The following is a 14947-nucleotide window of genomic DNA, read 5'->3' on the forward strand; positions in this document are numbered from 1 at the left end:
GTAAGGCCCATGAAGAAGCATCTCACCCCGACCGAAGCAGCCGCGCTGATCCCGGATGGCGCTGTTGTAACGGTGTCTTCCTCGAGCGGTCTCGGTTGCCCGGACCTCATGCTGAAGGCGATTGGCGAACGTTTCGATGCGACCGGCCATCCCCGTGATATCACGACCCTTCATCCGATCGCCGCCGGCGACATGAGCGGCATCAAGGGCGTCGACCATATCGCCAAGAAGGGGCTGCTCAAGCGCATCATCGGTGGCTCTTATCCGTCCGGCCCGTCGTCATCAGAGCCGCCGCTGATCTGGCAAATGATCACCAACAACGAGATCCCGGCCTACAATATTCCCTCGGGTATTCTCTTCGATATTCATCGCGAGGCCGCCGCGAAGCGGCCGGGTGTCCTGACCAAGATCGGCATCGACACATTCGTCGATCCAGAGCGGCAGGGTTGCGCGATGAACGGCCTGGCTTCGGAGCATCCGGTGGTCAAGCATGTGCGCTTCGAGGGCGACGACTGGTTGTTCTTTCCCTCGATCGTGCCTGAAGTCGCCATCATCCGGGCCACCACCGCCGACGAGCGCGGCAACCTGACATATGAACATGAAGGCGCCTATCTCGGTGGCCTCGATCAGGCGCTTGCCGCACGCAACAATGGTGGCATCGTCATCGCACAGGTCAAGCGGATCACCAAGGAAGGCTCGCTGAAGCCCCATGACGTCCGGGTGCCTGGAATGCTGGTCGATTATGTGATCGTCGATCCGGAGCAGAAGCAGACGACGCAGACGCAATACGATCCGGCAATTTCCGGGGAGATCTTCTGCCCGCTCGATAGCTTCAGCGTTCCGGAATTCAATGTTCAGAAAGTCATCGCGCGCCGCGTCGCGCAGGAACTTCAAGCGGGAAGCTGCGTCAATCTCGGCTTCGGCATATCGGCCAACGTGCCGCGAATTCTGCTGGAGGAAGGGCTCCACGGCGCGGTCACCTGGGTCATCGAGCAAGGCGCGGTCGGCGGCGTGCCGCTGCTCGACTTCGCCTTTGGCTGCGCGTCGAACGCGGACGCCTACATGCCGTCTCCCTATCAGTTCACCTATTTTCAGGGTGCAGGTTTCGATGCATCGCTGCTGTCCTTCCTCGAGATCGGCAAAGACGGTTCGGTCAACGTTTCCAAGCTCTCCTTCCGGCCGCATGTGACGGCTGGCGCCGGAGGCTTCGTCGACATCACGGCGCGGGCGAAGAAGATCGTCTTCTCCGGCATGTTCAACGCCGGAGCGAAGCTTTCGGTCGCCGATGGAGCTCTTCTCATCGACAAGGAAGGCAAGTTGAAGAAACTCGTGAACGAGGTCGAACACGTCACCTTCAGCGGCAGGCGCGCGATCGAGCAGGGGCAGGAGATCACCTATGTCACCGAGCGGTGCGTGATGAAACTGACGCCCGATGGCGTCGTCCTCACCGAGATTGCGCCCGGCGTCGATCTCCAGGCCCACATCCTCGATCAGTCGGAGTTTCCGCTGGTCGTAGCGCCCGACCTGAAGGTCATGGACGCGGCGCTCTTCGCGGAGGCAAACATCGGCCTGTCGCTTCCAGAAAAAGAGGCACGGACGCTGGAGGGCAGCTTCGATGGCTAGCGGAACAGTCAGAATTGACGTCGATGGACATGTTGCGACGCTGACGATTTCTCGTCCGGAGAAGCTGAACGCGCTCGATCTCGACATGCTGAAAGCGCTGGCTGACGCGGCCGACGAGGTGGAGGCCAACGCCAATGTGCGCGCTGCCATTCTGACAGGCGAAGGAAAGGGCTTTTCCGCCGGCGGCGATATCAAGGCCTGGGGCGGAATGTTGCCTCAGGAGTTCGGTCATCTCTGGGTTCGCCACGGCCATCGCATCTTCGAAAGACTGGCGACGCTCCGGATGCCGCTGGTCGCGGCTCTGAACGGCCATGCCCTCGGAGGAGGGCTTGAACTTGCAGGCGTCGCGGACATTCGCCTCGCCGAGCAGCACATCAAGATCGGCCTGCCGGAAACCGGTCTTGGAATGGTGCCGGGCTGGTCCGGGACGCAGCGTCTTGTGCGCCGGTTCGGGGCGCAGGCGGTCCGGCGTATGGCCCTGGGTGGCGAAATATTCACTGCCGAAGAGGCGCGTACGCTCGGGATCGTGGACGCAGTCGTTCCGACGGGGAACGCGCTCGCCGCCGCCAGGGAATATGCTGGGCGGATTGCCACAAGGGGGCCGGCTGCCATCGAGATCGCGAAGTTGATGATCGCACCGGCAAACGGCGAAGACAATGGAACCGCGGTCGAAGCCCTGGGCTCGATCCTCGCCGCGAAGACCGGCGATCTAAAGGAGGGCGTCGCATCATTCAGCGAGAAGCGCCCGGCAACGTTCAAGGGAGAATGGTAATGACGGTTCTCGTCAACCCCACCGCGCTCAGCGACCACAAAGCGCGTGATTTCAAGATGCTCATCGATGGCAAATGGGAGGCTGGTGCCTCCGATCCGATCGAGCGTGTCGCGCCGAGCCATGGTGTCGTGGTCAGCCGGTTTCCGACCGGCAGCAAGAAGGACGCCGAGCGTGCGATCGCTGCGGCACGCAAGGCCTTCGACCTCGGGCCGTGGCCTCGGATGACCGCTGCCGAACGTTCCGCCATTCTGCTCAAGGCTGCCGATTTGATCGAAGCGCGCGCAGAGGAGCTGGCATTTCTCGATGCGATCGAGGCGGGAAAGCCGATCACGCAGGTGCGGGGAGAAATTGCAGGCTCCGTTGACATATGGCGCTACGCGGCGGCTCTTGCCCGCGACCTCCACGGTGAAAGCTATAACACGCTCGGCGACGGCACGCTCGGCGTCGTCTTGCGCGAAGCAATCGGCGTGGTGTCGATCATCACGCCCTGGAACTTTCCGTTCCTGATCGTCGGCCAGAAGCTGCCATTCGCCCTGGCCGCTGGCTGTACGACCGTCGTCAAGCCCTCGGAACTGACCTCAGGATCGACGCTGGTGCTGGGAGAGATCCTGCAGGAGGCAGGCATTCCGGATGGCGTCGTGAACATTGTCACCGGTACGGGACCAGAGGTCGGCGCGGTCATGACGTCGCATCCCGACGTCGACATGGTGTCCTTCACCGGCTCGACCGGCGTCGGCAAGCTGACGATGTCGAATGCCGCACAGACGCTGAAGAAGGTCTCGCTGGAACTGGGCGGGAAGAACCCGCAGATCGTGTTTCCGGATGCCGATCTCGATGCCTTCATCGATGCCGCGGTCTTCGGCGCATACTTCAATGCCGGCGAGTGCTGCAATGCCGGCTCGCGGCTAATCCTTCACAAATCAATCGCTTCCGATGTCGTCAAGCGGATTGCCGAGCTGTCGAAGGCGGTGAAGGTCGGCGACCCGCTCAATCCTTCGACGCAGGTCGGCGCCATCATCACGCCGCAGCATTTGGAGAAGATATCAGGATACGTCGCCGGCGCGAGGGGCAGCGGTGCCCGGGTCGCGCATGGCGGCGAGACGCTCGATCTCGGCATGGGGCAGTTCATGTCGCCGACGATCCTCGAAGAGGTCACCCCCGATATGGCCGTGGCGCGCGAGGAGGTCTTTGGTCCGGTGCTTTCGGTCCTGACATTCGAGACATCGGCCGAAGCGATCAGGATTGCGAATTCCATCGACTACGGCCTGTCGGCCGGTGTCTGGAGCCGCGATTTCGACACGTGCTTGACGATCGGCCGCTCAGTGCGGGCAGGGACGGTCTGGATGAACACCTTCATGGACGGCGCCTCGGAACTTCCCTTTGGCGGTTACAAGCAAAGCGGCCTCGGCCGTGAACTCGGCCGCCATGCGGTCGAAGATTACACGGAGACGAAGACGCTCAACATGCATATCGGCAAACGCACCAGCTGGTGGATGCCGCAGACGGAAAAGCTGGCTTAGCCGGCAGCCGAACTACGCTCGAGGAGGGCGGGTGATTGGTGCGGGAATGGGTCCCGCATCTTCCAATGTAAGACTGGGAGGTCTTTCGATGAACAGGTTTTTGACCACGACTGCAACGATCGCATTGGCTCTGGCCGGCGCCAGCGTCTCCGCACGCGCCGCCGACGTGAAGGAAGTGCAGATGCTGCACTGGTGGACGTCAGGCGGCGAGGCTGCGGCGCTGAACGTCTTGAAGCAGGATCTTTCGAAGGAAGGTTTTGCCTGGAAGGACGTGCCGGTTGCCGGCGGTGGCGGCGATGCGGCGATGACGGCGCTGAAGGCGATGGTTGCGGCCGGCACCTATCCGACAGCCTCGCAGATGCTGGGTTATACCGTGCTCGATTATGCCCAGGCTGGCGTCATGGGCGATCTGACGGAGACGGCGAAGAAGGAAGGCTGGGACAAGTCGGTTCCGGCAGCGCTGCAGAAGTTCTCGGTCTATGACGGCAAGTGGGTTGCAGCCCCGGTCAACGTCCACTCGGTCAACTGGCTGTGGATCAACAAGGCTGTGATGGACAAGATCGGCGGCACCCAGCCGAAGACCTTCGACGAGCTGATCGCGCTGCTCGACAAGGCCAAGGCCGCCGGGGTGATCCCGCTGGCGCTTGGCGGCCAGAATTGGCAGGAGGCGACGATGTTCGATTCCATCGTGCTGTCGACCGGCGGGCCGGAGTTCTACAAGAAGGCCTTCAACGACCTCGACGAGGAATCGCTGAAGTCCGACACGATGAAGAAGTCGTTCGATAACCTGGCCACGATCATCAAGTATGTCGACCCGAACTTCTCGGGCCGCGACTGGAATCTCGCGACCGCCATGGTCATCAAGGGTGACGCGCTGGTGCAGGTGATGGGCGACTGGGCCAAGGGCGAATTCGTCGCCGCCAAGAAGACGCCGGACACCGACTTCCTGTGCTACCGCTTCCCCGGCACCGACGGCAGCGTGGTCTACAACTCCGACATGTTCGGCATGTTCAACGTTCCCGACGACCGCAAGGCGGCCCAGGTGGCGCTGGCCACCGCAACGCTGTCGAAGAGCTTCCAGTCGGCCTTCAACGTCGTCAAGGGATCGGTGCCGGCTCGTACCGACGTTCCCGATACCGACTTCGACGCTTGCGGCAAGAAGGGCATCGCCGACCTGAAGGCAGCCAACGAAGGCGGCACGCTGTTCGGCTCGCTGGCGCAAGGGTACGGCGCTCCGCCGGCCATCGCCAATGCCTACAAGGATGTCGTCTCGAAGTTCGTCCACGGCCAGATCAAGACCTCCGACGAAGCCGTCAAGCAGCTCGTCCAGGCGATCGACGACGCCCGCTGAGACCACGTGTGATGACAAATGCTTCCCCGCGTGCTCCGCGGGGAAGCTTCAGGCTTCGCGCCGATCATGCGCGGACAATCATGCCCGACAATGATGCAGAGCCGATCATGCCCGATATCATGCGGGGCCGATTGCAGGCAGGAGATGACATTCCATGAGCACCGTTGCGACCACCGATCCGGTTTTGACGCCGAGGCAATCGACGGGGATCTCGTTGAGGGGCCGGCTGCAGGATGCGCTGCCGAAGATCGTGCTGGCGCCGAGCTTCGTCATCACCATCATCTTCGTCTACGGCTTCATCGTCTGGACGGCCTATCTGTCGTTTACCAATTCCAAGACCTTTCCCTCCTATGCGCTGACCGGAGCACGCGCCTATCAGCGGCTGTGGCGCTGGACCTTCGAGAGCGATCCGCCGTCGTCCTGGTACACCTCGATCACCAATATGGCGATCTTCGGCTTCCTCTATATCGGCATCTGCCTGGTGCTCGGTCTCTTCCTCGCCATCCTGCTCGACCAGAAGATCCGCGGCGAGGGGCTGCTGAGGCCGATCTTCCTCTATCCGATGGCGCTGTCCTTCATCGTGACAGGTGTCGCCTGGAAATGGTTCCTCGATCCCGGCCTCGGGCTGGAACAGACGCTGCACCACTTCGGCTGGACGAGCTTCCACTTCGACTGGATCAAGAACAAGGACTTCGTCATCTACACCGTCGTCATCGCCGGCGTCTGGCAGGCGTCAGGCTTCGTCATGGCAATGTTCCTGGCGGGACTGCGCGGCATCGACGGCGAGATCATGAAGGCCGCCCAGATCGACGGCGCCTCGCCATTCCAGCTCTATCGGCGCATCGTCATCCCGCTGCTGCGGCCGATCTTTCTGTCCGCCTTCATCGTGCTCGCCCATATGGCGATCAAGTCCTATGACCTGGTGGTGGCGCTGACCTCGGGCGGTCCCGGCGGCTCGGCCTGGCTGCCGTCCAACTTCATGTACGAATACACTTTCAAGCGCAACGAGATGGCCGTCGGCTCGGCCAGCGCCATCATCATGCTGATGACGATCTCGGCGATCATCGTGCCCTATCTCTATTCCGAACTGAAGGAGAAGGCGCGATGAGCACGATCATCTCACCGACAACCGACAGGGCGCAGAACAGCACCAACACCCGCTGGATCGGTCGCACCGTCATCTACGGCCTGCTGCTGATCTTCGCCATCCTCTATCTGATGCCGCTCTTCGTCATGCTGACGACCTCGTTCAAGACGATGGACGAGATCCAGAACGGCAACATGCTGGCGCTGCCGCAAGCGCCGACCTTCGACCCCTGGATCAAGGCCTGGGGCGAGACCTGCGTCGGGCTGACCTGCGCTGGCATCAAGGGCTACTTCTGGAACTCGATCAAGATGGTCGTGCCGGCCGTCGCGATCTCCACCATCATGGGGGCGCTGAACGGCTATGTGCTGACCAAATGGCGCTTTCCCGGCCACACGCTGGTGTTTGGGCTGATGCTGTTTGCCTGCTTCATCCCGTTCCAGTCGGTGCTGTTGCCGATGGCAACGATCCTCGGCAGCCTCGGCCGCTTCGGCATGACGCTGCAGAATGCCACGGGCCTGAGCTTCGGCTTCGGCAATCCGACGGTCAATCTGGTCTTCGTGCATGTCGTCTATGGCTTGGGCTTCACGACACTGTTCTTCCGCAATTTCTACGAGGCCTTTCCGACCGAGCTGGTGCGGGCCGCCCAGGTCGATGGCGCCAGCTTCTTCCAGATCTTCCGCCGCATCATGCTGCCGAACTCGCTGCCGATCATCGTCGTCACGGTGATCTACCAGTTCACCAATATCTGGAACGACTTCCTGTTTGCCTCGGCTTACGCCGGCACCGGTGAATCCATGCCGATGACGGTGGCGCTGAACAATGTCGTCAACACCTCGACGGGCGTCGTCGAATACAATGTCAACATGGCGGCGGCGATGATCGCCGCCGTGCCGACGCTCATCGTCTATATCCTCGCCGGCCGCTACTTCGTGCGCGGTCTGATGGCGGGCGCTGTCAAAGGGTAATCCATGGCCTTCCTCGAAATCTCCGGTCTCAAAAAGCGCTTCGGCGCCGTCGACATTCTCAAGGGGATCGACCTCGAACTCGAAAAGGGCGGCTTTCTCGTGCTGGTCGGCCCGTCCGGCTGCGGCAAGTCCACCCTGCTCAACACCATTGCCGGGCTGGAGACGATCACGTCAGGCGATATCAAGATCGACGGGCGCGACATCAGTGGTCTGCATCCCTCCAAGCGCGACATCGCCATGGTGTTCCAGTCCTACGCGCTCTATCCGAACATGACGGTGGCGGGCAACATCGCCTTCGGCATGGAGATCCGTGGCGTTCCGAAGGAGGAGCGTGCCAGGGCGATCGCCCAAGTCTCCGACATGCTGCAGATCGGCCATCTGCTCGACCGCAAGCCGAGCCAGCTCTCCGGCGGCCAGCGCCAGCGTGTCGCCATGGGAAGGGCGCTGGTGCGCAATCCGCAGGTCTTCCTGTTCGACGAGCCGCTCTCCAATCTCGATGCCAAGCTGCGCGTCGACATGCGCACCGAGATCAAGCGGCTGCATCAGCGCATGGGCACCACCTTCGTCTATGTCACCCATGACCAGATCGAGGCGATGACGCTGGCGACCAAGATCGCCGTGCTGAAGGACGGCGTGCTGCAGCAGTTCGGCACGCCGGCCGAGATCTACAACAGCCCCTCCAATATCTTCGTCGCCGACTTCATGGGATCGCCGGCCATGAACCTCTTGAGCGCCACCGTCGAGAACGGCGCCGGCGGCCTGGAAGTCTCGCTGGAGCGGCCGAATGCCGCCCCGCTGAAGCTCCCCGTCATCTCAGGCAATGACGGCCTGACCGCCTATACCGGCAGACAGGTGATCTTCGGCATCCGCCCGGAGGCGCTGACCGATCCCGATGGCGCCGACCGCAAGGCACGCTCGCTGACCGAGGGCGACTGCCTGATCGAGGTGGTGGAACCGGCCGGCTCCGACACCTTCGCCGTCACCAAGCTCGGCGGCAAATCCGTCGTCGCCCGCCTGCGCGCCGATACCGGCATCGCGCCAGGACAAAACACCCGCCTCGCCTTCAATCTCGACAAGGCCGTCTTCTTCGATCCCGAAACACAGGCGCGGATCGCGTGAGGGCCAGGTGCTGACATGAGCAGTTCACCTGACATCGTCATCATCGGTTCAGGCGTCGGCGGCGCCACGGTCGCGGCCGGCCTGGCCATGACCGGCGCGCAGATATTGATCCTCGAAGCCGGCGAGCACATCGCCGATCTTCCTGTTAACCGCGACCAACGCGCGATCTTCCAGCGGGGACATTTTCGACCGAAGGAAACCTGGTACGAGGCGAACGGCAAGGGATTTAACCCCGGCAATTACTACAATGTCGGCGGGAATTCGAAATTCTATGGCGCAGTATTGTCTCGCTATCGCAGCCAAGATTTCGACGTCATCGAGCACCGGGAGGGTGTGTCGCCGGCCTGGCCGTTTCCGTATGAGGTGCTGGAGCCGTGGTATTGCCAGGCCGAACGCATGTACCAGGTCCGCGGCAGTCTTGGCGAAGATCCCACCGAACCGTACCATTCGGCCGCCTACGAGTACCCGCCCGTCCCGGACGAGGCGCCGATCGCCGATATCAGGGCGCGCCTCAAGCAGAAAGGCCTGCATCCGTTTTCCCTGCCGCTCGGCCTGGATCTTGACGCCTGGCTCTCCAAGGCACGCACGCCATGGGATGCGCATCCGAACGCCCGCGACGGCAAGATGGATGCCGAGACCGCAGCCCTCGCAGTGGCGCTGAGACACCAGAACGTGCGGCTCGAAACCAATGCGCGTGTGACGAGGCTCGACACGGGAGCGGAGGGCCGGATCGACCGGGTGACCTATCTCAAGAACGGGCAGACGGTGACTGTTTCGCCTGAGATCGTGATCCTCTCCGCCGGGGCGGTCCAATCATCAGTGCTTTTGCTGCGTTCGAAAAACGACCGCTTCCCAAGGGGTCTGGCGAATTCTTCCGACCAGGTCGGCCGCAACTTCATGAACCACAATGCGTCCGCCGTCATCGGGGTCTCGCCGCGGTTCAGGAACACCTCCATCTACCAGAAGACCTTTGCCTTCAACGATTTCTATCTCTCCGACGGGGAGGGAGGGCCGCCCCTCGGCAACGTGCAGCTCCTGGGGCGCATCTCTGAAAAGGTTCTCAAGGGCTCTCTGCCGCAGGCTCCGGAATGGCTTCTGCGCTTCATCACCGGCCATGCCATCGACTTCTATGCGATGAGCGAGGACGTTCCCAATCCCGAAAGCCGCGTCATGGTGGATGGAGATCGGATTATTCTCCAATGGCAGCGAACCAACTGGGACGCCCATCTCGCGCTTGTCGCCAGGCTGAAGGCCATACTGAAGTCGATTGGATTTCCGATCGTGCTGGCGAGGCCCTTCGACAAGCGCACGCCCTCGCATCAGTGCGGAACGATCCGCATCGGAAACGATCCCGCGACTGCGCCGCTCGACGCGTACTGCCGGTCTTATGATCATGAAAATCTCTTCGTCGTCGACGCCAGTTTCCTCCCCACCTCGGCTGCGGTGAATCCTGCGCTCACCGTCGCTGCCCAGGCGCTGAGAGTGGCGGATCACATCGCATCGAAGGATTTGCAGGCATCAGACGCGCGCTGGCGGACCGAACGGACAAAATAGGACAGTAAGATGAGTTTCGACTATATCATCACCGGCGCCGGCCCTGCAGGATGCGTGCTGGCAAATCGGCTGAGCGAAGATCCTGATGTCAGCGTCCTCTTGCTCGAAGCGGGCGGAGGCGACTGGAATCCTCTTTTTCATATGCCTGCCGGCTTCGCCAAGATGACCAAAGGCGTCGCCAGCTGGGGATGGGAAACCGTTCCCCAGAAGCACATGAATGGCCGCGTGCTTCGTTATACGCAAGCGAAAGTCATTGGTGGCGGCTCGTCCATCAACGCACAGCTCTACACGCGCGGAAACGCGGTGGATTATGACCTTTGGGCTCGTGAAGACGGTTGCGCGGGCTGGGACTACCGCTCGATCCTTCCCTATTTCAAACGCGCGGAAGATAATCAGCGCTTCGCCGACGACTATCACTCCTATGGCGGTCCGCTCGGCGTCTCGATGCCCGCAGCGCCGCTACCGATCTGCGACGCCTATATCCGTGCAGGGCAGGAGCTCGGCATTCCCTACAATCACGACTTCAACGGGCGCCAGCAGGCGGGAGTGGGATTTTATCAGCTCACGCAGCGCAACCGCCGCCGGTCGTCGGCTTCGCTGGCCTATCTCTCGCCGATCAAGGACCGGAAGAACCTGACGGTGCGGACGGGCGCGCACGTCGCGCGTATTATCGTGGAGGGAGCCCGTGCGACAGGCGTCGAGATCGTGACCTCGCGCGGCTTGGAGATCGTGCGCGCCGAACGCGAAGTATTGATCTCCTCCGGCGCAATCGGATCGCCGAAGCTGCTTTTGCAGTCCGGCATAGGACCGGCCGACCATCTGCGGTCGGTGGGCGTCAAGGTGCTTCACGATCTGCCGGGTGTCGGTGGAAACCTTCAGGATCACCTGGATCTTTTCGTCATCGCTGAATGCACGGGCGATCACACTTATGACGGTGTTGCAAAACTCCACCGGACACTTTGGGCCGGGATTCAATATGTCCTGTTCCGGACCGGTCCTGTCGCCTCGTCGCTCTTCGAGACCGGCGGCTTCTGGTATGCCGATCCCGAGGCCCGTTCGCCTGATATCCAGTTCCACCTCGGCCTCGGATCGGGCATCGAAGCAGGCGTCGAGCGGCTCAAGAATGCCGGCGTGACCCTTAACTCCGCCTATCTGCATCCGCGCTCGCGAGGGACGGTGCGTCTATCATCCTCCGACCCGGCCGCCTCTCCATTGATCGACCCTAACTACTGGTCCGATCCCCACGACAGGACGATGTCCCTGGAAGGGCTGAAGATCGCGCGCGAGATCATGCAGCAGGCGGCGTTGAAGCCCTATGTCATGGCCGAAAGGCTTCCCGGACCGAAGGTGATGACCGACGAACAGCTTTTCGACTACGGCTGCGCCAACGCAAAGACCGACCATCATCCGGTGGGCACCTGCAAGATGGGGACAGGGCCTGACGCGGTTGTCGGGCTTGATCTCAAGGTCCATGGCCTGGAAGGCCTCAGGGTCTGTGATTCATCCGTCATGCCGCGCGTGCCGTCATGCAATACCAACGCGCCGACGATCATGGTCGGCGAAAAGGGATCGGACCTCATCCGGGGCTTGCCTGCACTTTCCCCCACCATCTTCGCCTACGAACGCAACGATGCGAGGCCTCAGGCCCGCGCCGAAATCCGGTAAGCCATCTCGAGAGGAGAGACGACAATGTCTGAAGTCAGAGTTGCAGTGCTTGGCGCCTCGGGCTGGATGGGAAAGGTCCACACGATGGCCTATCAGACCTTTCCGCATTTCTTCGGAGTGTCGGACGGAACGGCTCGGATCGTCGCTCTCGTCGAAGGTCCCTCGAAAACAGCCGGGGATCTTTCCCACAGGGCGCCAGGTGCAAGAATTCTTCAGGATTGGAATCTGGCGGTCGCTGATCCTGATGTCGATCTGATCGATATCTGCCTGCCCGACCATCTCCACTATGAGGTGGCCAAGGCGGCTTTGCTGGCAGGCAAACATGTCTATTGCGAGAAGCCATTGGCAAACACCGCCGCCGAAGCGCGGGAACTGGCCGACATCGCCCGGGCGAAGGGTGTCATTACGCGCGTCGGACACGCCTTTCCTCGGAATCCCGTCCATGATCTGGCGAAAGATATCATTCAATCCGGCGAAATCGGCGAGATCAAGCTGTTCCGCGGCTGCCAGCACGTCGACATCTATGGCGATCCGAACGCGCCCTTCATGTGGCGCGCCGACGGAAAGCTCGCGCCGACCGGGATCGTCGGTGATACCGGTTCGCACATCTTCAGCTTCATGGATTTCCTGGTCGGCCGCGTCAGTTCCCTGATCGCCGACAATCTCATCGTGACGCCGCGTCGGCCTGCCGTCGAGGGCCTTGCCTATGGCGAGCAGGTGAAACTGTCAGGCAACGAGTCCTGGGCTGATATCACCAATCCCGATGCAACCAATCTGCTGTGCCGGTTCGAGAACGGTGCCGGCGGGATCGTCGATTTCAGCCGTGTCGCGACCGGCCGCAAGTTCATGCAGACCTACGAAATCTATGGAACGAAAGGCAGCATCGCCTATACCTATGACGAGATAAACCGGCTGCGCTTCTATTCCAACGACGACCGGACGGGGCGGCGCGGCTTCCGGGAGATCGACGTGGGTCCTGAGAACCCTACCTTCAGGGCTTTCCTTCCTCTGCCGAATTTCGGTCTGGGCTACAATGAAAGCAAGATCATCGAGGTGGCCGAGGTGATCCGCTCGATCGTTGCAAACAGGCCGATGTGGCCGACATTCGATACGGGCCACCACATCTGCCAGATCGTCGACGCATGCATGGAGTCCTCCCGGCAAAAACGCTGGGTCGACATCCCGCTGGGTTGAACGCCGATGACCATAGACGTTCCGCAGGAAATTCTTGACGCACTGACCGATGTCGACATGCCACGGCTCCCAGCCGAACCCGCCCCTTCGGACGTGGTTCGGCTCGCCGGCATCGAGGCGCCGATCTATCGAGCCGGTTGCGTCGTCGTCGGATCCGGCGCGGCAGGTCTGCGAGCCGCAGTGGAAATGAAGCGGCGTGGCGATGACGTCGTTATCGTCAGCCAAAGCGCGTGGGGTGGGACCTCGGCCTGTTCGGGATCCGACAAGCAGACCCTTCACACTGCAAATACGGCGGATCAGGGCGACAATTACAAGGCAATGGCCCGAGCCATCCGCAGCGGCGGTGCAATGGACGAGGACACGGCCTATGTCGAGGCTGTGGGCTCGTCCCGGATGATGGCATCGCTTCAGTTCCTAGGGCTGCCGCTGCCGCAGGATCCGCTTGGCGGGACGCTCAGATATCAGACCGACCATGACGAGGTCGGCCGCGCCACCAGTTGCGGCCCGCGCACCTCGCGCCTGATGGTCAAGGTGCTGGCCGAGGAGGCGATCCGGCTCGGAGTGCCGTTTTACAACCAGACCACGGCGGTAAAGATCCTCACCAAGGGCGATGGCGCTGATCGCCACGTGGTCGGGATGGTCGCCATGCGGGCCAGTGACCGTACGGAGGAGAACCCGCTGGGTATCGCGCTGTTCGTCAGTGGGGTGATCGTGCTCGCCGCCGGCGGGCCGGGCGAGCTCTATCGCGACAGCGTTTATCCCAACGGCTGCTTCGGCTCTCTCGGATTGGCGCTCGAGGCAGGCGTCGAGCTCGTCAACCTGACCGAAAGCCAGTTTGGTATCGGAACACGCAGGGAAGGGTTCCCATGGAATCTGTCGGGCACATACGTCCAGGCGATCCCGCATATCTACTCGCTCGATACCGAGGGCGCCGAGCACCATTTCCTGGCAGAATACTACCGCAGCACGCAGGAGCTGGCTTCGAACGTCTTTCGCAAGGGCTATCAATGGCCATTTCACGCGACGCGCATGCTCGATTTCGGCTCAAGCCTGGTAGACCTTGCCATCTCCAGCGAAACCGCCGCAGGGCGGCGCGTCTTTATGGACTTCAATCGCAATCCCCTATCCGTGCCGGGCGACCTGCCATTCAGTCTGGAGAGACTTGACGAAGACGTCCGCAACTATCTCGGCAAGGCCGGCGCCGACCAGGACATGCCGATCGATCGATTGAAGCATATGAACCCGCTCGCGATCGAGCTCTACCGCCGCTACAAGATCGATATCGCCGAGGAGCCACTGGAATTTGCCGTCAACAACCAGCACATGAACGGCGGCATCATGGTCGATACCTGGGGCCGCAGCAGTCTCGGCGGCTGTTACTCGGTCGGAGAGGCAGCGGGCACACACGGCGTGACGAGGCCGGGTGGAGCGGCGCTCAATGCCGGGCAAGTCTTCGGTACGCGCGCGGCAGAGCACATCAGCGCGAGCGGTCGGGCAAAGCGGTCGGCAGCAGAGGGCATAGCTGATATCGCAGAGGCGGGCATCGTCGATCTCCTTACCGTCCTTCGGACCGAGAGCCCGCTCACCGTCAAATCGATCCGTTCGCAAGTGCAGGCGCGAATGAGCGAGAAGGCTGGCATCATCTGCAATCAAGAAGGCGTAGGCCGAGCCTTGATCGAAGCGCGCGAACTGAACGCTGAAATCCATGCGAACGGCATTGCCTATGGTCGTGCAGCGGAGGCGGTTCGAGGCGTGCAATGGCGACATATGGCGCTCGCCTCGGAAGCCGTACTCGGCGCGCTCGATTTCTTCATTCGCAATGGGGGCGGCAGCCGCGGGGCGCGCGCAATATGCGATGTGGAGGGCGAATCTCTCCCGCTTGCGAGCTCTGGCCCGTTGCAGGATTATCGTTTCCGGAAAGAACGCGAAGCGCATCGCGAGGAGCAGATCGTCGTTCGGATTGATGGCGATGAGATCAGGCTTTCAACCCGCCCGAACCGCGCGCTGGATGAAAGCGCCAAGTCCTTCTTCGAGCGAGACTGGCCAGCCTGGTTGACAGGCCGCATCTACGATCTTGGCGCCGACAAATGAGGTGAT

11 protein-coding genes are annotated in these 14947 nt (G+C 61.8%); all 11 read left to right on the forward strand.

Translation table 11 applies throughout. The features are described 5' to 3' along the window. Positions 1-9: 9 nt before the first annotated feature. Positions 10-1623: an acyl CoA:acetate/3-ketoacid CoA transferase gene (locus J3P73_RS10180; RefSeq protein ID WP_130655221.1), complete on the forward strand. Its 1614-nt coding sequence runs from the start codon at positions 10-12 to the stop codon at positions 1621-1623. After that, positions 1616-2395 (forward strand): enoyl-CoA hydratase/isomerase family protein, encoded by a 780-nt coding sequence (locus J3P73_RS10185; RefSeq protein ID WP_130690988.1) that lies wholly within the window; start codon positions 1616-1618, stop codon positions 2393-2395. The genes J3P73_RS10180 and J3P73_RS10185 overlap by 8 nt, the downstream gene beginning before the upstream one ends. Beyond that, positions 2395-3915 carry an aldehyde dehydrogenase family protein gene (locus J3P73_RS10190; protein ID WP_075224165.1) on the forward strand — a complete coding sequence of 507 codons (1521 nt, stop codon included), beginning with the start codon at positions 2395-2397 and terminating at the stop codon, positions 3913-3915. The genes J3P73_RS10185 and J3P73_RS10190 overlap by 1 nt, the downstream gene beginning before the upstream one ends. Before the next feature lie 88 nt (positions 3916-4003). Next, positions 4004-5266, forward strand: coding sequence for an ABC transporter substrate-binding protein (locus tag J3P73_RS10195; protein WP_130655224.1), 1263 nt, complete (start codon positions 4004-4006; stop codon positions 5264-5266). 154 nt (positions 5267-5420) lie between these two features. Beyond that, positions 5421-6374 (forward strand): carbohydrate ABC transporter permease, encoded by a 954-nt coding sequence (locus tag J3P73_RS10200; RefSeq protein WP_128412889.1) that lies wholly within the window; start codon positions 5421-5423, stop codon positions 6372-6374. After that, positions 6371-7318 (forward strand): carbohydrate ABC transporter permease, encoded by a 948-nt coding sequence (locus J3P73_RS10205; RefSeq protein WP_130664434.1) that lies wholly within the window; start codon positions 6371-6373, stop codon positions 7316-7318. The genes J3P73_RS10200 and J3P73_RS10205 overlap by 4 nt, the downstream gene beginning before the upstream one ends. A 3-nt stretch (positions 7319-7321) precedes the next feature. Further along, the gene (locus J3P73_RS10210; RefSeq protein ID WP_207579908.1) at positions 7322-8437 is read left to right on the forward strand and encodes an ABC transporter ATP-binding protein; all 1116 of its coding nucleotides are present in this window, start codon (positions 7322-7324) and stop codon (positions 8435-8437) included. A 15-nt stretch (positions 8438-8452) separates the two neighbouring features. After that, positions 8453-9991, forward strand: a complete 1539-nt coding sequence (locus tag J3P73_RS10215; RefSeq protein WP_130690984.1) for a GMC oxidoreductase — start codon at positions 8453-8455, stop codon at positions 9989-9991. Between the two features lie 9 nt (positions 9992-10000). Further along, entirely contained in the window at positions 10001-11656 is a 1656-nt protein-coding gene (locus tag J3P73_RS10220; RefSeq protein WP_130690982.1) for a GMC family oxidoreductase, read from the forward strand. Positions 11657-11680: 24 nt separating this feature from the next. Next, positions 11681-12850: a Gfo/Idh/MocA family protein gene (locus tag J3P73_RS10225; protein WP_075223972.1), complete on the forward strand. Its 1170-nt coding sequence runs from the start codon at positions 11681-11683 to the stop codon at positions 12848-12850. Between the two features lie 6 nt (positions 12851-12856). Next, positions 12857-14941, forward strand: coding sequence for an FAD-dependent oxidoreductase (locus J3P73_RS10230; RefSeq protein WP_075223971.1), 2085 nt, complete (start codon positions 12857-12859; stop codon positions 14939-14941). Positions 14942-14947 lie beyond the last annotated feature (6 nt).

Origin of the sequence: Rhizobium ruizarguesonis (genome assembly GCF_017357285.1) — a bacterium.
Lineage (GTDB): Bacteria > Pseudomonadota > Alphaproteobacteria > Rhizobiales > Rhizobiaceae > Rhizobium > Rhizobium ruizarguesonis.